This window comes from Protofrankia symbiont of Coriaria myrtifolia, assembly GCF_900634755.1.
Lineage (GTDB): Bacteria > Actinomycetota > Actinomycetes > Frankiales > Frankiaceae > Protofrankia > Protofrankia coriariae.
Map to the genome: position 1 here is coordinate 1,536 of NZ_CAAAFS010000168.1, position 21,956 is coordinate 23,491.

Sequence of the window (21,956 nt, forward strand, 5' to 3'; positions counted from 1 at the left end):
GGAAGGACACGATGACGTCGAACGGGAGCGGAACCGAGGCGGCGGCCCCACGCTACGCCGACTACGCCGCGCGCAGCCGGACCACTCAGCAGCACATCCTCGACGCCGCCGTCCAGGTCCTGATCGAGTTCGGCTACAGCGGCGCCTCCACGCTGAAGATCCAGGAGCGCGCGGGAGTCAGCCGCGGGCGGCTCCTCCATCAGTACCCTCACCGGGACGCGCTCCTGGTCGCGGCCGTACAGCACATCGCCGAGGTGCGGATCTCCTCGACCCACGATTCCGCCAACTGGCCCCGCTCGCCGCACGACCGCGTCGAGGCCGCCGTCGACGCGGTGTGGTCGACCTACCATCAGGGCTACTTCTGGGCGGCGACCGAACTCTGGCTGGCCGCGCGTTACAACGCGCGTCTGGCCGAGGCGCTCGCGCCCAGGGAGTACGCTCTCGGCAACGTGATCAGGGCGGAGATCGACAAGATGTTCGGGCCCGAACTCGTCCGGCACCCCAACTACACTGCTCTTCGCGAGATGCTCAACACGAGCATGCGTGGAGTCGCGCTGACGTACTCGTTCGACCCGCGCGACCCGCTCACGGATCCCCACCTCAAGGTGTGGAAGTCACTGGCCCGCCGGGAGCTCGGACTCGACGCCTGACGATGGATCGATCTCCTGCGGGTAGACGTCGACCCCATCGGAGATGATCGTGAAGGCCGCCCGATCGGTGAGGAACCAGAAAGAAGCAGGTCTCCCCCTACGGGATGAGATCTACGCCCGCATGGCGGCAGCGATCGCCGAAGAGCCGCCGAGAGCCAGCCCGCCGTCCACGCTCAGCACGGCACCGGTGATGTAGGACGCGCGCGGCGACGTCAGCCACAGCACGGCCTCGCCGTCCCTGACGTCGGCGGCGTACCCACGCGCGGTGGTCTGCCCCGACAACCGGGCAACGGCGTCGTCGACCTTCTGCTGGCTGCGGCTGAGCACCGCGACCTGGGCGCCCCGCGCGGCGTACGCCCGCGCGATCGCGAGGTTGATCCCACTCGTCCCACCAGCGACGACGACAGTCGTCCCCGCGCCGGTCACCGTGCCACCCGCGGTTGCTCGTCCATGCGCTCGCCCAGGCGATGGAGCGTCCTGAGCGGTCGCGCGACGTGTCGGCATTCCGTTCTTCTCGCCCTGTTCACGGCAGGCGACTCCTATTTTACAGTCAACTCTGACTGTAAAATAGATCGCAGCGCGCCGCAAAGAGGAGAGAACCGTGTCAGACATTGACATCACCCGTCGCCACAGCCTCGGCGACATTCCGCGACGGACAGCGCAGCGCTTTCCGGGTAAGCCGGCGATCATCGACGGCGCCACCACCCTGACGTTCGCGGAGTTCGAAGCCACGGTCGAGCGGACCGCGGCGGCGATCGCCGCTGCCGGCCTGGCGAAGGGCGACCGGCTCGCGCTGCTGTCACACAACTGCTGGCAGTTCGCGGTGCTCGACTTCGCCGCCGCCCGGGTCGGCGTCATCCTCGTCCCCGTCAACTTCATGCTGGGCGCCAACGAGATCGCCTTCATCCTCGACCAGTCCGGCGCGAAGGGCTTCGTGGTCGAGGCCGCCCTGCTCCCGGTGGCCGAGAAGGCGCTGGGGCAACTCGACGGGACCCAATCGGCTGTCGAGGTACGCGTTGTCATCCCGCTGCAGGGCAAACCCGTTCCGGCGGGCTGGAGCGGCGTCGCCGGCTGGACGTCATACGACGGCACGGCGCCCGACGTCCCCGTCGCCGACGACGACCCGGTCCGGATAATGTTCACCTCCGGCACCGAGTCGCGACCCAAGGGGACGCTGCTGTCGAGCCGGTCACTGATGTGGCACTACGTCTCGTGCGTCGTCGGCGGCGGGATGACCGCCGACGACGTCGAGTTGCACACCCTGCCGCTCTATCACTGCGCCCAGCTCGACTGTTTCCTAGGCGTCGACGTCTACCTCGGCGCCACCTCGATCATCCTGCCCACGCCGGACCCGGGCACCGTGCTGCGGGCGATCGAGGAGTACCGGGTCAAGAAGTACTTCGCGCCCCCGACCGTGTGGATCGGTCTGCTGCGATCCCCCGACTTCGGCACCCGCGACCTGTCCAGCCTGCGGAAGGGCTACTACGGCGCCTCGCCGATGCCGGTCGCCGTCCTCGAGGAGATGCGGCAGCGGCTCCCTGACATACGACTCTGGAACTTCTACGGGCAGACCGAGATCGCCCCGCTCGGCACCCTGCTCGGCCCGGAGGACCAGGTCTCGCACGCGGGGTCCGCGGGGCGGGCGGCGCTCAACGTGGAGACCCGGATCGTCGACGACGACGACAGTCCCGTACCGGCCGGGACGATCGGCGAGATCGTCCACCGTACGCCTCACGCTACGCTCGGTTACTACCAGCAGCCGGAGAAGACAGCGGAGGCGTTCCGCAACGGCTGGTTCCACTCCGGTGACCTTGGCTACCTCACCGAGGACGGTTACCTCTACGTGGTGGACCGCAAGAAAGACATGATCAAAACCGGTGGTGAAAACGTCGCGACCCGCGAGGTCGAGGAGGTGATCTACACTCTCGACGGGGTGGCCGAGGTGGCCGTCTTCGCGGTGCCGCACCCGCGCTGGGTCGAGGCCGTCACCGCCGTTGTGGTGCCGAAGCCCGGAGTGACGCTCACCCCGAAGCAGGTCTCCGAGTATGCCCGCACCAGGCTGGCCGGCTTCAAGACACCGAAGTACGTCGTCGTGGCCGACGCACTACCCAAGAATCCCTCAGGGAAGATCCTCAAGCGTCAGCTGCGTGACGAGTACGCTCATCTCGCCGATCACGAAACCACCGCTGACGCGAGCTCTCGTCCGCACCGAAATGCCCGCCCGACCCGGGGCTGACCCGAGATATCTGGTGGGCCGACTTCGCCGCGTGGCGGTGTTGTGAAGTTGGTGCTGGGGGATTCCGCGATATATCTGCCGACCCGGCAGCCTGCTTTTCGGTGGCCCCTCTCATCCGTGGCCAGCCGTCAGGCCTGTGATATAGGACACCCTGCGCAGTGACGACCGCCATGGGGAGCGGTCTTCGGCAGGGAAGTATCCGACGGGGTGACGAACGAGGAGAGCGCGTCAAGGGCCGGGATTGGCCTCACCGAGCCAGGGGCCGGACGATGCCGGAGCCTGTCGGGTGGGGTGCTTCGGCGTGGCGGGCGCGCGGGGGAGTGAGGTGGCCGCGCGCCCGCCGGCGGTTACAGGATTTCGATGTTCGAGATCTTCCAGTGGCCGTCCTGGTTTTCCAGGACCAGCCCGAGGTGTGCCGGGCCGGAGGAGTTGGACTGCTGCGCCGAGGAGCTCTGCGCGGCCTGGTCGGCCAGTACCAGCACGTCGGCGCGGTTGCCGTTGAGCGCTGTCACGCCAACGGCGCGGACGGTCGTGGTGACGCTGACCCCTCGCGCCGGGGCCTGCTGCAGCAGCGGCCGATAGAGCTGTTCGTACTGGTCGGTCGCGCTTCCGGTCAGGGAGTCCTTGGCGGCCTGCTCGGTGGCGGCGACACTGTTCGGGTTGACCGTGAAGACCGTCTCCACGGTCTTGCCGATGTCCTGCATCAGGGCTGTCGTGGCGGCGGAGTCGACGAAGGCGTCATTGGTCGACAGGGGATGACGACCAGCCCTGTCCGCGTGCACACCCAGCGCGACGGCCGCTGTGACCGCGGCCGCCAGACCCGCCACGAGAGCTACGAGAACCTGGACGCGGGCGAGCGCGGGAACGGCGGGCACGGTGGATCGCCTCCGCGCGCCGCCACCGGGGGTGCCCGGCCCCACGCGCGGTTCACCGGTGGCGGCCGCGGGGCTGTCATCCGCCGGTTTTCCGGTCGCCGCGTCCAGGGCGGACCCGTCGCTCTCGCCCCCGTCAGCGGACGACTCGGGCACCTCGGGCACCTTGGAGGCGCCGGAAGCGTCGGGCGTGTCGGGCGTGTCGGGCGTGTCGGGCGCTTCAGGCACCTTGGAAGCGTCGGGCGCCTCGGGTGTGGTCAAGGCGTTCGACGCGCCGTCCCTGGCTTCGTGATCAACAGTGGTGTCGACGCTGGGGTCGACCGCGAGGTCGACATCGCTGTCGCCGTCGCGCCGCTGTCGGTGAGAGGGTCGCCGCCGCCCCGGTGCGGACGGATGCGTGGTGGCCCTGTCGGTCCGGGAACGGTGAGCGGATGTCACAGGGGCGTCCTTACAACTGTGAAGTGACCGGATGACGTACCGGGTGATGTCATGTCCCCGCCGGGACCGTCTGGATGGAGCTGAGCTTCCAGCCGGCGGCTGTCCGTGTCACGTCGCCGGTCAGGCGGGTGCGTTCGGTGGTGGCCGGCTGTCCCTCGGGGACCGAGCGGATCTCGATGACCGCGATCACCTTGGCGGTGCCGGCGTCACGGTCGAACGCGACAAGACCGCCCTGGATGAGTCGCGCGGTGCTGACGGTCTTGGTATCGGTGATCGTTTTGGTGATCTGTGCGCTTTCCTGCCGGACCTTGTCCTGAAGGGCTCCCGTCGAGGCGGCGGCCCAGCGGTCCAGGCTCTCCGCCGGCTCCCGGTAGTCCACCGTGTTGAATATGACCATGCTGTCCTGCCCGGCGGTCATCGCGGCATCGCGGTCGGCCGTGAACGTGGCCTTCGCGTTGCCGCCGGATTTTTCCTCCGCCCACCAGCGCAGACCCTGCCAGGCAGACGCGGCCACAGCGATGATGAGCAGGCCCGCGAGCACGAATCCCGTGACCTGGCGCGCCCGGGGATAGCGGGGTGCCGCGTCGCCACGGCGGGAGCGCTGGGCACGCCGGGAGCGCTGGGCGCCGCCGGTGGGGCCGGCGGGCCGTGCCGGCTTCCCGTCGGCCCCGGGGCGGTCACCGGGCTGCTCCTGCTCCTGTGCCTGCCCCTGCCCCTGCCCCTGCTCCTGCTCCTGCTCCTGCCGGATACTGGTGTCGTCCTCCGCGTCCTGGTCCTGGCCTTCGGCCTTCCCGTTGTCGGCGGTCTTGCGCGCGGTCAGTCGAAGCGCCATGACCGATGAACCCTCCTGCCTGCCTGGCTGGTGACCGTGCTTTCGTGGGCATCGATCTGTTCAGCCGGTGTCATGCCGACGGCGCGGCGTCCTCCGCCGGAGTCCGCCGTCCGTCCGGGGACAGCGAATCCTGAAAGTAGTCCGCTCCGCGCGTCAGTGGAATCTCTCTCGTGGAGAAGTTCCGCCCTTCTATGGGGTGACTACCGGCGGTGCGCGCGGAGCCGGGGCGCCGGCACACAGCGGCGGTGGGACCGACGGGCGTCGAATCACCTGCGTCGGCGTGCCGCGCGGGTACCGAGCCGCTTCCCGTTCTCCAGCCGTCGTGTTTACAGGCTGGTTCTTCCCCGCTCGCCTGGGAGCCGGCGTTCCGGCTGTTATCCAGGCGCCCGCTTCCGGTCCATCGACAAATCCAGTAGTGTTGTCAACAATAGTGATTGTTGTGTATTTGTTGATTGTAATTTATGGTGCGATGTGATTTTTTGATGCCGTCCATCTGTCCCACAGGCTGCCCCGTCATCTGCCTCAGTGCCTGTCCTGGCGCTGTTCACCTGGCGTTGTCGGGGCAGGTGTGTCATAGGGGTGAGCGTCGTCAAGGTGGTGCTCAGGACATCTGCTGTCATGGTGCATCCGGGGACGGTAGGGCCGGGCCTACCTGGTAGGGTGGCTCTCCCCCCTGTCCCACCCCAACGGGTAGGTCAATTCCTCCCCGGGGATGTCGCGACCGTGCTTCCCACTGGAATAGGTTCATGACCCAATAAAGATCCAATCCGTCTGATGAGCCAAGGGCTCCCCGCTCCTGAGCGCGCTGAAAGCGAGCGGGGTCCCTTCGACGGCGGGTCTGCGGACGTGGTACACCGCCAAGCCGACGCAGGGAGACAGATGACGCACCAGGTTGCGGCCGGGCCCAGCCGGCACCGCCCACGTTCCAGTCCCGCTGTCACGAACGTTATGATCAAATTCCCGCCGTCTCTTCAGCGGGTGATCGTCGATGTCGGCCAGAGCGGGCAGCTGCTCGCGCAGCTGGTGTCCACGGCGGTACGGCAGCCACGCGGGTACTGGGCGGAGACCCGCGACGAGATGTACGCGATGCTGCGCTTCTGCTGGCTGTCCTGCACGCTCGCAGTCGGTGGCTTCTGCTTTCTGATCGGCAACTACGCCTACAACATCCTCACGCTACTCGGTGCGCAGAACCGGCTGGGGACCGTCTTCGTCTTCGCCAGCGCTCGCGAGATCTCCCCCTTCTGCACGGGTATGGCGGTGGCCGGGGTCATGGGCACCGCCCTGACGGCTGACCTGGGGGCTCGGCGTATCCGTGAGGAACTCGACGCGATGAAGGTCCTCGGCCTCGATGCCATGCGCGTTCTGGTACTTCCGCGGGTCATCGCCATCACAGTGATGACCGCTGCCTTCAACATTGTGGGTGTCGCTGTCGGTGTGGCCATGGCGATGATCTCTGGAACCGTGATCGGTGACACCTCCGCGGGCTCCTTCTTCTCGGTCTTCCTGTCGAACGTGACGGTGCCCGATCTGGTCGGCACGGTCGTGAAAACTGTTCTGATCGGATTTTTCATCGGTATCGTCTGCGCCCAGAAGGGCCTTAACGCCCGAGGCGGTCCGGAGGGTGTCGGGCGCGCCGTCAACGAAGCTGTCGTGCTCTGTTTCGCAGCCGTGTGGGTAATCAACTTCGTGGCCAACGCAGTGCTGCTCGGTCTCAATCCTGAGATGTTGGTCAACCGGTGAGAAGGAAGGTCCTGCTGTGGCTGTGATCTCCGAGGAGACATCAGATCCGGGGGCGAAGAAGAAGCCCGTTCGTGTTGGCGGGTCCACCTCGGACGCATACGGTGGCGGTCAGGCACTTGTTACGGACCTCGGTGAAGCCGCTTTATTCGCGGTTCGTGCGTTCCGTGACATTCCCAAGACACGCCGTTATGCTTCGGAGGTCTTCCGGCAGACCGGAATCATCATTCTCTCCAGCTCGGGGATCATCTGGTTCATGATGGCGATGCTCGCCGCGGAGATCTCGCTGGAGGGGCACTACCTACTGCGCCAGCTCGGTGCCGGTGGATATACGGCCGTGTTCACCGCGGTGTCGGACTACACGGTTGCGCCGGAGATGTGGGGCTGGATTCTGGCGGCCAAGGTCGGTTGTGGGCTGGTCGCGGAACTCGGCTCGATGAGGATCAGCGAGGAGATCGACGCGCTGGAGGTCATGGGTCTCGACTCGATGTCCTACCTCGTCAGCGCGCGTCTGCTCGCCGTCATCATCGTCACGCCCTTCATGTTCATCGCCGGTACCGGCATCATGTACATCGTCAACTACGTACTCAACGTCCATGTGTTCCACAGCGTGACCCAAGGCGCCTATCTCTCTGTTTTCTGGACGTTCCTCACTCAGACGGACGTGCTGCTCTCGCTTGTTGCCGGCGGGATCATGGGAACGATGATCGTACTGATCGGCTGCTTCTACGGATACACGGCGAGCGGCGGCCCGGTCGGCGTGGGCAAGAACACGGCGAAGTCAATGGTGATCAACTTGATCATCGTCAGTGTCGTAGGTGCGATCTTTCAGCAGCTCTTCTTCGGCGGCTTCACCCGTGCCCCGATCGGAAACTAGGTGCTCACTATGTGGAGGATGTCCCGTGCCCGCTCGTCGAGCTCTCCTTTACGTGTTCTCGGAAAGGAAGCCTCATGACAGCAAGTAACGAGTTCGTAGACGATGTCGCGAACAACTGGTCACCGGTGACGGTGACCGGCGAGCAGCCGACCACATCGGAGCTGCGGCAGACCGTGCAGATCCGCGATGTCCACAAGTCCTTCGGCTCGTTCGACGTGCTGACCGGGCTCACGCTGAACTTCGTCGACGACGCGATCACTACCGTTCTCGGGCCGTCAGGTACAGGTAAGAGCGTTCTACTGAAGCACATAGTCGGCCTGCTCGAACCCGACCATGGCGAGATCGTCGTCTTCGGGCAGAACATCTGGGAGATCAGCGAGCACGAACGGCAGGAGATCCGTAAGAGGTTCGGTGTCCTGTTCCAGGACGGTGCCCTGTTCGGCTCGATGAACGTCTACGACAACGTCGCCTTCCCGCTCCGCAAGCACACGGACAAGCGCGAGTCGGAAATCCGTGAAATCGTGATGTCGAGGCTCGAGGAGGTTGGTCTCTCGCGGGCCGCCACCCAAGGCTCCGGGTGAGATTTCCGGCGGTATGAAGAAGCGAGCCGGATTCGCCAGGGCGCTGGTTCTGAACCCCAGCGTGGTTATGTTCGACGAGCCGGACTCTGGGCTGGATCCGGTACGTACCAGCCTGCTCAACGACCTGATCCTCAAGGTACACGCCGAGCACGGTGGCACCTACGTCCTGGTCACTCACGACATTCGCACCGCGCGCAAGGTGAGTGACTACGTCGGCGTGCTCTGGAAAGGCAAACTGATTCACTACGGCGAGACCGAGGAAGCATTCAACTCTGACATGCCATTCGTTCGCCAGTTCCTGTCCGGAGACTCGGTGGGCCCGCTGGGGATGGACTGAAGAAGATGTCTCGACGAATAGTTCTCATCGTGGCGCTGGTGGGCGTCGTCATCGGCGGCATCTTCTGGCGTGGCGGTGACGACTACAAAGTGAAGTTACTGATACCGTCGGCGGCCCAGCTCGCCGACGGCTCACCGGTCTGGGTCAACGGTGCCAAGGCGGGTTCGGTGCAGTCCCTGGAGGTCAAGGACGGCAAGGCCCTCGTCACCGTCTCCCTCAACGATGGCTACGCGCCCCTGCGCGACGGCACGACATCCCGGATCGAGTGGAACTCCGCGCTCGGCGAACGCATGCTGACCCTGTATCCGGGGCCGGCGGGGAACACGACGATTCCCAAGGGCGGCATGATCGAGGGCAAGTCCCTGCAGATCGAGGTCGACCAGGTGCTCGCCGTGCTGGACAAGCCGACCCGTGACAAGATCACCTCGCTCGTGACAGAGCTGAACCAGACGGTGGACGGCCGGGAACCGGATCTCAACGCGACGGTCAGGAGCGCAGGATCGAGCGTGCAGGCGCTCGGGTCGATTCTGGAGGCGGTCGGGCGCGACGGCCCGGCGATCCGCGCGCTGGTCACCCAGCTCCAGCAGATGGTGGCGATAGGGGCCGACCACCGTCAGGATCTCGCTTCGGTGGTCAACGATCTGACCAGCGCGACCGGCGCGGTCGCCAGTCAGCAGCAGCAGCTCTCCGACGGCCTCAAGGAACTGCCGTCAACGTTGCAGACCGCGAAGGGCACCCTGGACCGGGTTCCCAAGGCGGGAGAGCCGACCATCGCGTTGCTCCAGGATCTCAAGCCGGCCACCGACAGACTGCCGTCGGTCGCCAGGAACCTCAGTCCGGTACTGACCGAGCTGCGGCCCAGCGTCGCCGAGCTACGCCCCACGCTGGTGTCGGCCCAGGGGCTGTTGAAGGAGACCCCCGGACTGATCGACGTCGCCCACGAGGTCGTTCCGCCAGCCCAGCAGTTCGTGCAGGCGGTGCAGCCCGCTGTCGCCTTCCTCCGTCCCTACACGCCCGAAGGGATTGGGATGTTGCACAACTGGGGGCAGGCGTTCGCTCCTTATGACGGGGAGGGACACGTCTGGGCGGGACTGCTGGCGCCGGGCACCAACGCTGTCGACGAGAGCGTGGTACAGCCACCCGGATCGCGGCGCAATCCTGAGCCGTATCCCGGCCAGCCGGTCGGCCAGCCGGTCGGCCAGCCGTGGGTGGACGCGACCGGAAGCGGGATCCGATGAGCGCGGCTCTCGCCGGCCGTCGCCGGACCGTCGCCATCGCGCTGGTGACGGTGCTGGTGCTGGTGGTGGGCTGGCTGGTGCTCAAGCCCGGGGACGACAGGGCCATCGTGACCGCGACGTTCGCCGACGCCAGCCCCCTCGTCGCCGGCAACGCGGTCAAGGCGGGGGGTGTGGAGGTCGGCACGGTCAAGTCCATCGACCTCGAGGGCGGCCTGGCCAAGGTACGGATGGCTCTGGACCGCAGCGTGCTGCCCCTGCACACCGACGTCCGCGCGACCATCACCACCCAGGACCTGCTCGGTGAGCGGTTCATCCGGCTGGAGCGCGGGTCGCCGTCGGCACCGGTGCTGTCCGAGCCCCTGATGATCCCGCAGACCCAGACCAACCGGGTGGTGGACCTGCAGGACGTACTTAACGCCGTGGACACGCCGACCGCGTCCGCGCTCGGCGCGCTGCTGACCACCGCTGGTGAGGGCCTGAAGGGGCAGGGCAAGCAGGCCGCGAACGCGATCACCGCGTTGGAGCCGGCGATGACACAGACCAAGGATCTTGTTGCGATCCTTGACGAACAGAACGAGCTGTTGACCAGACTGGTGGACAGTGCCCAGCCGGTGGCGAGCTCGCTGGCCACCGACAACGGGCAGAGCCTCGACCGACTGGTCGGGTCGGCCACGGACACGCTCGCGACCGTGGCGGCCAACCGCAAGGCCACGCAGGACTCCCTCGTCCGCCTCCCGGGGACCATCGCCAGCGCGCGCGCCACTCTCGCGCAGCTGGCCGGTGTCTCCGACCCGGCGACCCGCACGTTGGCGTCGCTGCGTCCGGTCACCGACGATCTCAGCGACATCACCGGTGAGCTGCACCGGTTCGCCGACGCGGCCGATCCCGCGCTGGCCTCCCTGCCGCCGGTCCTGGACAAGGCCAACACCCTGCTGGACGAGGCGGCGCCGTTGGTGAAGGCACTGCGCCCGGCCACGCCGGACCTGCTCACCCTGTCGTCTCACCCTGTCGTCATCGGTGCAGACACTGATGGGGCAGGCACTGAGCCTGCGGCTGACCAACCTGATGGAGTTCCTCAAGGGATGGTCGATGGCCACCAGCGACTACGACGCCATCAGCCACTACTTCAAGGCGATGGTCCCGCTGTCACCGAAACCGCTGGGGCAGGTCGTCGGCGGGATCGTCAACCCGCTGCCGGACGCGCCGATCCCCAGCCTGCCGCTGCCCGCGCCGCCGGAGCTGCCGCTGCCCGGTAAGACCAACGCCCCGGCGACGTCCGCCGGCAGCTGGCAGACCGGCGCGCAGTCAGCCACCAGCGGGGGCAGCGCGACCGGGCTGACCGAGCGGCAGGAGAACTCGTTGGTCGGCCAACTGCTTGGGGGGCTGCTGTCATGACGACACCGGAGCTGCGCGCGCGGACGCGTTCCTTCCGCGCGGGCTTCGTCGTGTTGGCCATCCTGGCAGTGGTCCTGTACCTGACGTTCAAGGCACAGACCGGACTGCCGTTCGCGCCGACGACGACGGCGAGCGCGTCGTTCGGCAACATCCACTCGCTGCGCGTCAACGACGACGTCCGTGAGATGAGCAAGCGCATCGGCCGGGTCAGCAAGATCGACTACGTCAACGGTGTCGCGTTGGTGACCATGGAGCTCGACGGCAACGTCAAGGTCTACCAGGACGCGCACGCCGAGATCTGGGACGTCTCGGCGCTGGCCAGCAAGTTCGTCGAGCTTGACCGGGGCACCCAGAGGGCCGGGGAACTCGGTGGCCGGACCATCGAGGCGACCCGCAATGTCGACTCGGCGGACCTTTACCAACTGCTCGACGTGCTGGACCAGCCGACCCGGGACGCGGCCACCAGGACGATCCGCGCGCTCGGCGGCGGGGCCGCGGGCCACAGCGACGATCTGCAGGACCTGCTCAAGACCGCCCCCGACCTGCTCGAGGACATCGGTACTGTCTCCCAGGCGCTCGCCTCCGAGCAGGCGGACCTCCCCACGCTGCTGCAGGACGTCGACCGGCTGGCGGGCCGGCTCAGCGACCGGCAGCAGGAGATCGCCTCCCTGGTCAGCCAGTCCGACACGACGTTGCGGGCGGTGTCGGTGGACGGGGGCAAGCCGCTGACCAACACCCTGGAGCGGCTGCCGGCCACGCTGGACACGGCCAAGCACGCGCTGGACTCGCTGAACACACCGTTGGCCGACACCGCCTCGGCGGTGCGGGATCTCGAACCGGGCGCGGGCGCGCTCGCCCGGTCGGAAACCGACGTCCGTGGCGTGCTCGTGGAGGGTGTACCGGTCGCCGGCAAGGTACCGGGCGTGGCCGAACAGGCCGTCCCCGCGGTCGAGGACCTTACGCACACGGTTTCGGATGCCAGGCCGCTGGCGTCGCCGCTACGGCGGGCTATCAGTGACCTGAACACTCCGTTGCGGGTCCTGGCACCATATGCACCCGAGATCGGACAGCTCTTCGTTCGCGGCCAGAGCTTCGTCTCCGAAGGACCTGTTCCGGGTGTTCGTTACGCTCGGCTCAGCGTCAACCCTGGCCTGGCTACCGTCACCAACGGTCTGCTTCCTTCCGGGAACTACGCCCAGAACCAGTACCCCCGGCCCGGTGAGGCCTCGAGCGACCGTGCGCAGGGGCTGCCGTCAGGCATTCCGCTGGTAGGAGGCACCCGATGAGCGCTTCGCGTCGTTCGCAGCTGGCTCGTGCCATCCAGCACGGAAAACTGGGAAAGCTGGCGTCGAACCGGGCCCTCGGTGTGCTGGTGTTGATCACGCTGCTCCTGGTCGGCGTCGCGGCCTTCAACCGCAACCGCATCTCGGTCACGCTCCACTCCGGTGACACGGTCAAAGCCGAGTTCTCGAGGTCCTACAAGCTCGAGCCCTACCGGAGCGTCGTCAAGGTCGCCGGCGTGAAGGTCGGGCAGGTCACCGGCGTGAAGGTCACCGACCGCCACACCGCCATCGTGTCCATGAAGGTGGACAAGGGGGTACTGGGGAAGATCGGGGACCAGCCCTCGGCGTCCGTGCGACCGACGCTGCTGGTCGGCGGCCTTTACTACGTCGAGCTCGCCCGCGGAAGCGCGGGCGACGCCTTCAAGGCCGGCCACACGATTCCGCTGGAACGCACGACCACCCCGGTCGAGCTCGACTATGTCCTCAGCACCATCACTCCGGATGCGCAGAAGGCCATTCCGAGCACGGTCGGACATCTGGATGCGACGTTGCGTAACGACGGGCAGGAGGAGCTGCGCAAGCTCATCGCGGACGCGCCGGACGCCCTCGAACCGGCCGGAGTGGTGCTCAACGCAGCCCGCGGCACCCGTCCGGACGTCGACCTGACCGGGGTGGTCACCGGCCTGCAGCACACAGCGGCGGCGCTGACCAAGCAGGACGGTCAGCTCGACTCGATCATCACCTCGTTGGCGACGACCTCGTCGGCGCTTGCGGACGAGCGTCGTCCGCTGGCCCAGACGGTGGCGGACCTGCCCCAGACGCTGCGGACCACCCGCGCTGGCCTTGCCGATCTCAACCCCACCCTGGACAAGCTGACCACGACCGCGCAGGAGTTCCGGCCAGCGGCCCGCCAGCTCGACCCGGTACTGGCCAAGCTCGACCCGGTGCTGGAACGCACCCTGCCGGTGGTCACCGACCTGCGGGCTCTCCTGCAGGACGCCCGGCCGCTGGTGGACCGGCTGGTACCCACTGCGCAGAACGCCACCGGGGCCCTGACCGATGTGCGCGGCCCGGTGCTGGACCGGCTCAACGGCCCGATCACGAAGGCGGTGCTCTCCCCGTGGCACGGCACCGGCATCTACGACGGCGGCGGTAACGACCACCTGCTCTACAAGGAGGTCGGCTACCTGCTCTCCGACTGCGCGGAGGTCTGGAAGTTCCACGACAGCAACGGCGCGGCGGGGCGGCTCATGGCCGGTGTCGGGGTCAACAGCGTCGGCGGGACCACGGTGGTACAGCCGCTGGAGAGGTACCTGGAGTCCCTCGGCCTGCAGCAGCCCGTGGGGCCGCAGGAGGGAACCCGTGAGGGTGCTTCCGGTCTGATCCCACCGCCCGCGGCGGGAACCAACGCGGGCGGGCCGGGTCCGCTGCTACCCGCGATCAATCTTCCGCTGGTGTCGGGGAGTTCTCGATGAGCATGTCACTGAGTCGTCGATGGGAACGGATCCGGACGGTTCCGGGCCTCGGCCGGGATGTCGGCGCGCTGACCGTGCTCATCGTGTTGGGCATCGTGGCCGCCATCGTCATTCAGTCCAACCTCAGTCCGACGCTCCCGTGGGCCAAGAAGTCGATCGTGAAAGCCGAGTTCGCGTCGGTTCCCGGCGTGAACCCGGAGAGCTCCAACCTGGTCACGATCGCGGGTGTGCGGGTCGGGAAGATCGCGAGCTGGGAGGTGACCAAGACCGGGACGGCCATCCTCAGCATGGAGCTCGAGCCTGGTCACCCCGTCTATGACAACGCCCGGGCGGTGCTGCGTCCGAACAACGCGCTCAACGAGATGTCGGTGGAGCTCAACCCGGGCGGGCCGCCCGGTCACCCGTTGCCGTCGAAGGGCGTCATTCCGTTGCGGCAGACGATCCGACCGGTGCAGGCCGACGAGGTGCTCAACCATCTTGACGAGCGCACTCAGCTGGCCCTCACCGATCTGCTCGTCGAGTCCGACGTCGCGTTGGCACGCTCCGAACAGGAGCTGCCCGCGGGCCTGGCCGCGACGGACGGCACGGTCAACCAGCTGCAGCCGGTGGTCGAGGCGCTGCAGACCCGCCGGGAGAAGATCAGCCAGCTCGTGACCGCGCTGTCGCAGATCTCCACCGCGGTCGGCGGCAACGACCAGCGGGTCGCCCAGCTGGCGACGGCGACCCAGCAGACGCTGGAGACACTGGCGGGCAACGACGGGCAGCTGCGCGACAGCCTCGCGCAGCTGCCCGGCCTGACCGACCAGCTCCGCAAGACGTTGACCAGCACCCAGGAGCTGACCAAGCAGCTCGACCCGACACTGGACAACCTTCAGAGTGCCTCCGGCGAACTGCCGAAGACGCTGGAACGGCTGGAAAGCACCGTCGACAAACTGGGGAACACTGTCGACGCGGCGAAGCCAGTGATCAGCAAAGCCCGGCCGGTGGTCGCCGACCTGCGTCCGATGGCCGACGACATCGACGGTTCCCTGGTCAATCTCAGGCCGGTCACCCGTAACCTCGACCGCGACACGAGGACGGTCGTGTCCTACCTCACCGACATCCAGGCGTTCGTGTACAACACGTCGTCCGTCTTCGGCGCGGGTGATGCTCAGGGCAACATCATCCGCGGGCATCTGATCGTGCCGCTGCCCGGTCTCGGGGTGCTGCCGAAACAGGAACCGAACGGCTACTTCCCCGGGCCGGAGAACGGTCTGCCCACCGGCACGCAGCAGGGAGGCCAGAGCCGATGAGACACGTGCTGACCGGGTCACTGGGCCGGCTGGTGACCGTCCTACTCTTCCTTGGCGGGAGCCTCGCGATCCTGCTCTACCTGTCCACCGGTGCCGGGGTGCGGATACCGTTGATCAGCGGCAAGGAGTACACCGCCGTCGCCGTGTTCAAGGACATCGACAACCTGGTGACGGCAAGCCGGGTGCAGATCGCGGGTGTGCAGGTCGGCCAGGTCCGCGAGGTCACTCGCCAGGCTGACGGAATGCGGGTCAAGTTCTCGGTGGACGACAAGGCCGCCCCGCTCCACGAGGGGGTGGCCGTACGGTTGGGCGAGCGCTCACTCGTCGGCGAGGGTTACCTCGACGTCACCGACGGCAAGGGCAAGGAGCTCCGCTCCGGAGCCACCATCCCCGAGGACGGGGTGAAGCCGAGTGTGCAGCTGGGCGACATACTCGCCAGCCTGGACACGGACACCCGCGATGAACTGGGCAGTCTGGTCCGGTCGTTGGGGCAGGGCACCGACGGCCCCCAGCAGGACGTCTCCGGGATCCTGGACGGCCTGGGTGACCTCGGCCGGGAGGGGCACACCGCCCTGGACGCCATCGCGTCCCAGTCCGAGGATCTCAAGGCGCTGGCACAGGAGACGTCCACGGTGCTGCGGGCCCTCGACACCGGGCAGGGGCAGATCGCCACCCTGGTGAGCAACGTGGACCAGCTGACCCAGGCCACCGCGGGCCAGCAGCAGGCGATCGAGGACGTGCTCCGGCAGGCGCCCGGAGTGCTCGACAGCGCCAAGACGGCGTCCGGCACCCTGACGAAGCTCTCCGGGGCGTTGGCACCGGTCGCGGCCGACCTGAAGACGGCCTCTCCGCTGCTGACCGACGCGCTGGAGCAGCTACCCGCCACCTCAGCGGATCTGCACGGGCTGCTCCCTCCGCTGTCGGGGACGCTCGACCTGGCGCCCGACACGCTCAATCGCGTGCCCACCCTGGGCACCGATGTCCGCAACGTCATCCCGCCGGTGCGGACAGCGTTGCGGGATGTCAACCCGATGCTCGCGTTCATCAAGCCCTACGGGCCCGAACTGTCGGCCTTCTTCGCCAACTTCAACGCGATCATGCAGTACACCGACGAATCCGGAGCTCACTACGTCAGGCTGACACCTCTGGTCAACACATACTCCGTGCAGACGCCCGTGCCATATGAAGTGCTGACCTACACCAACCCGTACCCGGCACCAGGCACGGGCGCGAAGCCCGGTCCCTTCAGTGGGCCCTACCCGAGGGTGGAGCGGGACCCCGAATGAGGGTCCGCAGGCCCGCCATCCGGCGCTCGGCGGCGCGGGGGACTCGTCCCCCGCGCCGGCCGGGCGTGCCGCGCCGGCTGCTGGCATCCCCGTTCCGGGGGGTGCGCTGGCTGCTGGCGCGGCCGCGGCCGCGACTGCGGCGTCCGTCCGTGCGGGCCTGTGCCGGGTTCGCCGTCGTGCTGGTCGTGGCGCTGGCGACGGGGGTGGGGCTCACCCGGGTCGAGTCGGGCGTCCTTCCTGCCCGCCGGGGATCCGGCACAGCGCGCGTTACAGGAGTCCGCGCGTTCCTTCGGCGGCGATCCGATCGTCATCCTCGCGGAGTCCGCGAACGCACGTGAGCTGCTGGGCGCCGAGGAGATCACCAAGCTGGTGGCGTTGGAGGGCGACCTGGCGCAGTTGCCCGACGTCGCCGTGGTCTACGGCCCGGGGACCATCCTGAACCAGATCGCCGGCGCGGCGCAGAACCTGCTCGCGACCATCTCCGGCAAACGGGACGCCCTGCGGGCCGAGGCCGAGGAGCAGGCGCGCGCCGCCGGCCGCTCCGACGCCGAGGTCACCCAGGCCGCGGACGCGGCCGTCGCCCAGTACGACCTGCGCTACGGCAGCCTGCTCGTGCGTGGCCTGCCCGCCGGGCTGCCCACGCTGCGCAACCCGTCCTTCGTCAACGCCGTGGTGTTCGACCAGGACGGCTCCCCCCGCCAGCAGTGGCGGTTCGTGGTGCCGTCGCCGAACGCCGTCGCCATCCTGGTCCGTCCCCGGGAGGGCCTGGACCAGGCGGGAACCGAGCGGTTGGTGGCCGCCGCCCGAAAGGCCGCCCACGGCGCCGGGCTGCACACGAGCAAACTGACCGTCACCGGCATGCCCGCGATCGCCGCCGATCTCGGCGGGCAGGTGCGGCGCGAGATCCCGCTACTCGGTGTGCTGGCTCTCGGGCTGATCGTGGCCTGCTATCTGTTCGTGCCCTGGGTGCGCCGCCGCCACCGGCTGCTGCCGCTGACCGCCACGCTCGGCGCGACAGCGCTCACGCTCGCGGCCCTCGGCTGGCTGGGGCATCCGCTCTCCCTCGGTGTCGTGGCCTTCCTGCCCATCCTGGTCGGGATCGGCAGCGACTTCCCCGCCTACCTGATCCGAGGCGCCGAACCGCGGCGGGTGATCGTGGCGGCGCTGGCCAGCGCCGCGGGCTTCGCCTCGCTGGGACTCTCACCGGTGCCGTTCGTCCAGGACCTCGGATGGGCGCTCGCGGCCGGCGTCCTGCTCGCCGTCGGGCTGGGCTTCCTCACCCGGAGCCGGGTCGTCTACGCCACGGCCGAGCCGGCGGCGGGCGACGCGGCAGGCCGTGCGGTGGGCAAGGAGAAACCGGCGCGGACGATGTCGCGGCCGCGCCGGGCAGCCGTGCTGGTCATGCTCGTTGCCGTCGCGGGAGCAGGCTGGTCGGCGCTGGCGTTCCTCGACATCGAGGCCCGGCCGGACCGGCTCGCCGACGGTGTGTCCACACTGGCCGACGCGCAGCACGCCGAGAATGTGCTCGGATCGGCCGGCGAGGTCCAGATCCTGGTCCGCGGCGCGGACGTGACCACACCACAGGCACTGGACTGGATGCGGCAGGCCGAGGACTCCACCATCCGCCGCTTCGGGGACGACCTGCATCCCATCGTGAGTCTCCCCGACCTGCTGGCCTTCCTGGGAACCTCACCGACACCCGACCAGATCACGGCCGGGCTGGAGCAGCTCCCGCGCTACCTCGCCAGCGCGGTCGTGCGTGCCGACGGCCGGCAGGCGGTAATCAGCTTCGGCGTCGAGCTGGAGGACGTCGCGCGTCAGCAGACCCTGCTGCGGGACGTGCGGGCCGCGCTGCCCAAGCCACCGGAGGGGCTGACCGCCGAGCTGGTCGGGCTGCCGGTGGTGGCTGCGCGCGGATACGAGCTGGTGTCCAACGACCGCTACCCGGCGAGCCTGCTCGGGATCGTGGCGGCGGGGCTGGTGCTGTTGGTGGGCCTGCCCCGCCGTTCCGAGGCGGCGCGTGCCGTGCTGGCCGCGGCGCTGGCCACCGGGTGGGGGCTGGCCGGGGCGTGGCTGTGCGGCATCGCGCTCACCCCGCTGACGGTCACGCTGGGCTCGCTGGCCACCGCCACCGCGTGCGAGTTCAGCGTGCTGCTCGGCCAGGGGTACGCGCGCCGGTCACCACGCCTGCGCCGGTCGGTGGCGGTGGCGGCGCTGGCCGCGTCCGCCGGCTACCTTGCGCTGGCGGCGTCCGGCCTGTCACTCATCCGGCAGTTCGGTATCTTCCTGGCGGCCACGGTCGGCCTGTCGCTGCTGGCGGCGTTCGTCGTCGTCCGGCTGTTCCCCGTCCGGCCGGCGGCCGGGCCGCGGGCCGACGGCGCCGACGGCGTGGCGGTGCCGGATGCCGTGCCCGGCGGGGCGGTGCCGGACGACGGGCGCGGCGTACCGGCGCCCGACAGCGAGCATGAGGCGCCAGCGCCGGACGGCACGCCCAGCGCGGCGCGGACGGAGGTGAAGGTGTGAGGATCGCGCTACCGGGCCCGCTGGGCCGGTCATGGGCGCGCGCGGTTCTGGTGGTGCTGGTACCGCTGGTCATCGCCGGGCTCGCGCTGCTGATCGTGCCGCTGGTGACCGGGCTGCCCGGCAACGCGGCCTTCCGGGTGGGCGGCACCGTGGTGACCAAGGACCAGCTGCACGACCGGGTCGAGGTGCTCAGCGCGCTCTACGGGATCCGCGAGCCGGTCGGCGGCAGCGAGCTGGAGCAGTTCCGGCGGGACATCGCCAAAGCGGTCGCGGTGAGTAAGATCCTGGACAACGCCGCCTCCGAGCGTAAGATCGTCATCGCGGACAAGTCGGCCCGGGACACCCTCACCAAGATGATCGACGAGCAGATGGGGTCGGGGCAGGACGGGCAACGTGCCTTCACCGACCTGCTGGCCAAGCTGAAGGTGTCTGAGAACGACGTCCTCGACGAGGTCGGACGCCAGCAGCGCACGGCCAGGCTGTTCCAGGAGGTGACGGCGCCGGCGGTCGCGACCGTCACCGACGACCAGCTGCCCTCGTACTACGAGAGCCACCGGGCGGACTTCGCCGTCCCCGCGCAGCGCCACCTGCGCAACATCGTGGTCGCCACCAGGGAGGAGGCCGACCAGGTGGTGCGGCGCGCCAGGGACGGCGCGGACTTCGCCGCCCTCGCCGGTGAGACGTCGCTGGACGAGTCGACCCGGAGCAGCCAGGGCGATCTGGGGTTCGTCACCGCCTCGCAGCTGGATGCCGAGTACGCCAAAGCCGCCTTCGCCGTCCCCGTGGGCTCCGTGTTCGGCCCGGTGCAGACCCGTTACGGCTGGAACGTCGGCCAGGTTCTCGAGGACAGGCCGGCCAGCCAGCCGTCCTTCGAGCAGGTCAAGGACCAGGTACGGGACGCGCTGCGCTCCGAGCGCGCGGTCGCGACCTGGCGGACGTGGCTCGCCGACCGGATCAGGGCGGCGGACGTGGAGTACGCCGACGACTACCGGCCCGCGGATCCTGACGCGCCGCCGCCCGACGACTCCGCGACGCTTCCGCAGCCGGGCATGAGCGGCAGCCCGGCGCCAGCGGCCTCTTCTCTCTCAGGGTCCCTGCTGTCCCTGCCGTCTGCCTCCGCCCCGCCGTCGCTGTCGGCTCCGCCGTCGCTGTCCCTCCCCGTGGCGCGATGATCGTTGGGGTGCTGGCGCAGTTCGCGTTCGCAGCCGCGTTCTTCGCCGTCGGACGGTGGGGGCAGCGGAATGCACCCGCTCTCGTCCCCGTCTCCCTCTCTCCGGAGGGACGGGCGAAAAGGGAGCGCTCCCTGCGCCGGGGGGCACGTTCCTGCAAGATCATTTCTTTGCTCTTCGTCGTGCTCGGTGTGGTCGGGGCGGTCCTCCCCGGCTGATCAGGGAGCTGGGAAGGGCCAGGGCGGGAGGGCTGGCGGCCTGTGACAGCTCCGACGGCCACGGGGACCGCCGGCGGGGGAGCGGTGGCCGGGCCGGCCCTTCCCGGTCAGTGCCGCTGCAGTCCGGTCACAATGATCTGCCGGGCCTCGTCGGCCAGCGGGTAGGGCACGAACAGGGTGAACCGGTTGATCAGGTCGTCGAAGCGGCGCCGGAGCTCCGTGACGACCGCGGCCGGCTCACCCACCACCGCGAACGTGTGCAGCACGGTGTCGTCCACGATCTTGGTCATGACGTCCCACTCGTTCTGCCTGGACAACCGGTGCAGCTCCGTGTGCAGGTCGCCCCAGCCGTGCAGTTCCAGGACGCCGCGGTAGGCCGGGGTGGCCCCGTAGAAGGCGACGCGCTCGCGCACCGTCCGCACGGCCTCGTCATAGCTTTTCTCGTCGATTCCGGTGGCCACCAGTCCCGGGTAGGACAGGGTGAACTGTTCCCGTCGCCGGCCGTTGTCACGAAGCACCGATTCCACGATGGGGAGCGTGACCTCCCGCAGATAGCGTTCCGTGGTGAAAGAGTGCACGAGTATGCCGTCGGCGACCTCCGCGGCGACCGAGGCCATCTTCGTTCCGACCGCGGCTATCAGGACCGGTGGCGGGCCGTAGGGGTTGGGGCCGGGATTGAACAGCGGTGTCATCAATGTGTGCTGGTATATGTCGCCGCGGAAGTCGAGCGGCTCCCCGTGGTGCCAGCTACGCCATATCGCCCGCATGGCCAGGACGAACTCCCGCATCCGCTCGGTCGGCGCGGACCACGGCATGCTGAAACGGCGCTGAATATGTGGTTTGATCTGAGAGCCAAGCCCCAGCACGAACCGGCCGGAACTGAATGTCTGGAGGTCGTTCGCTGTCGACGCCATGGTCATCGGGTTGCGGGCGAATGCCACGGCTATGGCGGTACCGATTTGTAGCCGCGGTGAGCGGTCCGCGGCCAGCAGCAATGGTAAAAAAGGGTCGCGGCCGACCTCGGTCGCCCACACCCCGTCGTATCCGATCCGTTCGGCCGCCGCGACCTGGGCCGAGATGCCAGCGATATCCGCGCCGCTGGTCCCGTCCGAGGATCCGCCACCAATGAATCCGTCAACCAGCACTGTCAGCTCCTCCTGATCGTCACGACGACAGTTTCAGACCTGCTACGGGGTCGACGCGCTCCGCCCGGATCGACTGCCGTGCCCTGACGGCCCGGCTGTCCACCGACGGGCCGGCCGGTCGCGGGTACCAGCGAAGATCATTTTCTTCTCCCGGTCGGCCTGCCTGGCCGTGAGAGGTCGACCGGCGTCTCGGCGGACGGGGTGAGGGGCGCCGTCGCGATCAGGGCAGGGCCGACGGGCGGCCGATCGTGGAGAATTGGCTCCGATGGCGAGAAGTAAATCAGGAGTAACTTAATGGGTCAACAACTCCACCTCGTCCGGCGATGCGCGAGGCGGTGCGCGAAGCGGCACACGGCGCTCCCCGGACGCGGG

At 68.5% G+C, this 21,956-nt stretch carries 17 protein-coding genes and 1 pseudogene; 14 read left to right on the forward strand and 4 right to left on the reverse strand.

Features of this window, described 5'->3' with window-relative positions:
* Positions 1–11: 11 nt before the first annotated feature.
* Positions 12–650, forward strand: a complete 639-nt coding sequence (locus CM1CMNOD_RS09330) for a TetR/AcrR family transcriptional regulator (RefSeq protein ID WP_013873412.1) — start codon at positions 12–14, stop codon at positions 648–650.
* Between the two features lie 111 nt (positions 651–761).
* Here the strand turns inward: CM1CMNOD_RS09330 and CM1CMNOD_RS24390 are convergent, their stop codons facing one another.
* Positions 762–1,076 carry an SDR family NAD(P)-dependent oxidoreductase gene (locus CM1CMNOD_RS24390; RefSeq protein ID WP_043603384.1) on the reverse strand — a complete coding sequence of 105 codons (315 nt, stop codon included), beginning with the start codon at positions 1,074–1,076 and terminating at the stop codon, positions 762–764.
* A gap of 175 nt (positions 1,077–1,251) precedes the next feature.
* Here CM1CMNOD_RS24390 and CM1CMNOD_RS09340 point away from each other — a divergent pair, with 175 nt between their 5' ends.
* Positions 1,252–2,886, forward strand: a complete 1,635-nt coding sequence (locus tag CM1CMNOD_RS09340; RefSeq protein WP_013873413.1) for an acyl-CoA synthetase — start codon at positions 1,252–1,254, stop codon at positions 2,884–2,886.
* A 347-nt stretch (positions 2,887–3,233) separates the two neighbouring features.
* Here the strand turns inward: CM1CMNOD_RS09340 and CM1CMNOD_RS09345 are convergent, their stop codons facing one another.
* Both CM1CMNOD_RS09345 and CM1CMNOD_RS21675 read right to left on the reverse strand, forming a co-directional pair.
* Positions 3,234–4,196 carry a hypothetical protein gene (locus tag CM1CMNOD_RS09345; protein ID WP_013873414.1) on the reverse strand — a complete coding sequence of 321 codons (963 nt, stop codon included), beginning with the start codon at positions 4,194–4,196 and terminating at the stop codon, positions 3,234–3,236.
* A gap of 49 nt (positions 4,197–4,245) precedes the next feature.
* The gene (locus CM1CMNOD_RS21675) at positions 4,246–5,028 is read right to left on the reverse strand and encodes a hypothetical protein (RefSeq protein ID WP_013873415.1); all 783 of its coding nucleotides are present in this window, start codon (positions 5,026–5,028) and stop codon (positions 4,246–4,248) included.
* Between the two features lie 879 nt (positions 5,029–5,907).
* Here CM1CMNOD_RS21675 and CM1CMNOD_RS09355 point away from each other — a divergent pair.
* The 12 genes and pseudogenes from CM1CMNOD_RS09355 to CM1CMNOD_RS09410 all read left to right on the forward strand — a co-directional run bounded on the left by CM1CMNOD_RS09355 (position 5,908) and on the right by CM1CMNOD_RS09410 (position 20,439).
* Complete coding sequence (locus tag CM1CMNOD_RS09355; RefSeq protein ID WP_013873416.1) at positions 5,908–6,768, forward strand: MlaE family ABC transporter permease; 861 nt, start codon at positions 5,908–5,910, stop codon at positions 6,766–6,768.
* 16 nt (positions 6,769–6,784) lie between these two features.
* Entirely contained in the window at positions 6,785–7,642 is an 858-nt protein-coding gene (locus CM1CMNOD_RS09360; RefSeq protein WP_013873417.1) for an ABC transporter permease, read from the forward strand.
* A 125-nt stretch (positions 7,643–7,767) separates the two neighbouring features.
* Positions 7,768–8,560, forward strand: a pseudogene (locus CM1CMNOD_RS23955) (ABC transporter ATP-binding protein).
* Between the two features lie 5 nt (positions 8,561–8,565).
* On the forward strand, positions 8,566–9,798 hold the full coding sequence (locus CM1CMNOD_RS09370) for an MlaD family protein (protein WP_013873418.1): 1,233 nt from the start codon (positions 8,566–8,568) through the stop codon (positions 9,796–9,798).
* Positions 9,795–11,054 (forward strand): MlaD family protein, encoded by a 1,260-nt coding sequence (locus CM1CMNOD_RS09375; protein WP_013873419.1) that lies wholly within the window; start codon positions 9,795–9,797, stop codon positions 11,052–11,054. The genes CM1CMNOD_RS09370 and CM1CMNOD_RS09375 overlap by 4 nt, the downstream gene beginning before the upstream one ends.
* A gap of 135 nt (positions 11,055–11,189) precedes the next feature.
* On the forward strand, positions 11,190–12,479 hold the full coding sequence (locus CM1CMNOD_RS09380; protein WP_013873420.1) for an MlaD family protein: 1,290 nt from the start codon (positions 11,190–11,192) through the stop codon (positions 12,477–12,479).
* Positions 12,476–13,951 (forward strand): MlaD family protein, encoded by a 1,476-nt coding sequence (locus tag CM1CMNOD_RS09385; protein WP_013873421.1) that lies wholly within the window; start codon positions 12,476–12,478, stop codon positions 13,949–13,951. Before CM1CMNOD_RS09380 ends, CM1CMNOD_RS09385 begins: the two co-directional genes overlap by 4 nt.
* Complete coding sequence (locus tag CM1CMNOD_RS09390) at positions 13,948–15,243, forward strand: MlaD family protein (protein WP_013873422.1); 1,296 nt, start codon at positions 13,948–13,950, stop codon at positions 15,241–15,243. The genes CM1CMNOD_RS09385 and CM1CMNOD_RS09390 overlap by 4 nt, the downstream gene beginning before the upstream one ends.
* The gene (locus CM1CMNOD_RS09395) at positions 15,240–16,529 is read left to right on the forward strand and encodes an MlaD family protein (RefSeq protein ID WP_013873423.1); all 1,290 of its coding nucleotides are present in this window, start codon (positions 15,240–15,242) and stop codon (positions 16,527–16,529) included. Before CM1CMNOD_RS09390 ends, CM1CMNOD_RS09395 begins: the two co-directional genes overlap by 4 nt.
* A 159-nt stretch (positions 16,530–16,688) precedes the next feature.
* Entirely contained in the window at positions 16,689–19,052 is a 2,364-nt protein-coding gene (locus tag CM1CMNOD_RS09400) for an RND transporter (protein ID WP_013873424.1), read from the forward strand.
* Positions 19,049–20,224, forward strand: coding sequence for a peptidylprolyl isomerase (locus CM1CMNOD_RS09405; protein WP_013873425.1), 1,176 nt, complete (start codon positions 19,049–19,051; stop codon positions 20,222–20,224). Before CM1CMNOD_RS09400 ends, CM1CMNOD_RS09405 begins: the two co-directional genes overlap by 4 nt.
* 8 nt (positions 20,225–20,232) lie before the next feature.
* Complete coding sequence (locus tag CM1CMNOD_RS09410) at positions 20,233–20,439, forward strand: hypothetical protein (RefSeq protein ID WP_043603387.1); 207 nt, start codon at positions 20,233–20,235, stop codon at positions 20,437–20,439.
* 107 nt (positions 20,440–20,546) lie between these two features.
* Here the strand turns inward: CM1CMNOD_RS09410 and CM1CMNOD_RS09415 are convergent, their stop codons facing one another.
* Positions 20,547–21,584, reverse strand: coding sequence for a TIGR03617 family F420-dependent LLM class oxidoreductase (locus tag CM1CMNOD_RS09415; RefSeq protein WP_013873427.1), 1,038 nt, complete (start codon positions 21,582–21,584; stop codon positions 20,547–20,549).
* Positions 21,585–21,956 lie beyond the last annotated feature (372 nt).

What these genes read in the sequence shown, in the direction of transcription:
- CM1CMNOD_RS09390 (WP_013873422.1), top strand. Translation starts at nt 13,948, where the DNA reads ATGAGCATGTCACTGAGTCGTCGATGGGAACGGATCCGGACGGTTCCG.
- CM1CMNOD_RS09395 (WP_013873423.1), top strand. Translation starts at nt 15,240, where the DNA reads ATGAGACACGTGCTGACCGGGTCACTGGGCCGGCTGGTGACCGTCCTA.
- CM1CMNOD_RS09375 (WP_013873419.1), top strand. Translation starts at nt 9,795, where the DNA reads ATGAGCGCGGCTCTCGCCGGCCGTCGCCGGACCGTCGCCATCGCGCTG.
- CM1CMNOD_RS09355 (WP_013873416.1), top strand. Translation starts at nt 5,908, where the DNA reads ATGACGCACCAGGTTGCGGCCGGGCCCAGCCGGCACCGCCCACGTTCC.
- CM1CMNOD_RS09370 (WP_013873418.1), top strand. Translation starts at nt 8,566, where the DNA reads ATGTCTCGACGAATAGTTCTCATCGTGGCGCTGGTGGGCGTCGTCATC.
- CM1CMNOD_RS21675 (WP_013873415.1), bottom strand. Translation starts at nt 5,028, where the DNA reads ATGGCGCTTCGACTGACCGCGCGCAAGACCGCCGACAACGGGAAGGCC.
- CM1CMNOD_RS09380 (WP_013873420.1), top strand. Translation starts at nt 11,190, where the DNA reads ATGACGACACCGGAGCTGCGCGCGCGGACGCGTTCCTTCCGCGCGGGC.
- CM1CMNOD_RS09385 (WP_013873421.1), top strand. Translation starts at nt 12,476, where the DNA reads ATGAGCGCTTCGCGTCGTTCGCAGCTGGCTCGTGCCATCCAGCACGGA.
- CM1CMNOD_RS09330 (WP_013873412.1), top strand. Translation starts at nt 12, where the DNA reads ATGACGTCGAACGGGAGCGGAACCGAGGCGGCGGCCCCACGCTACGCC.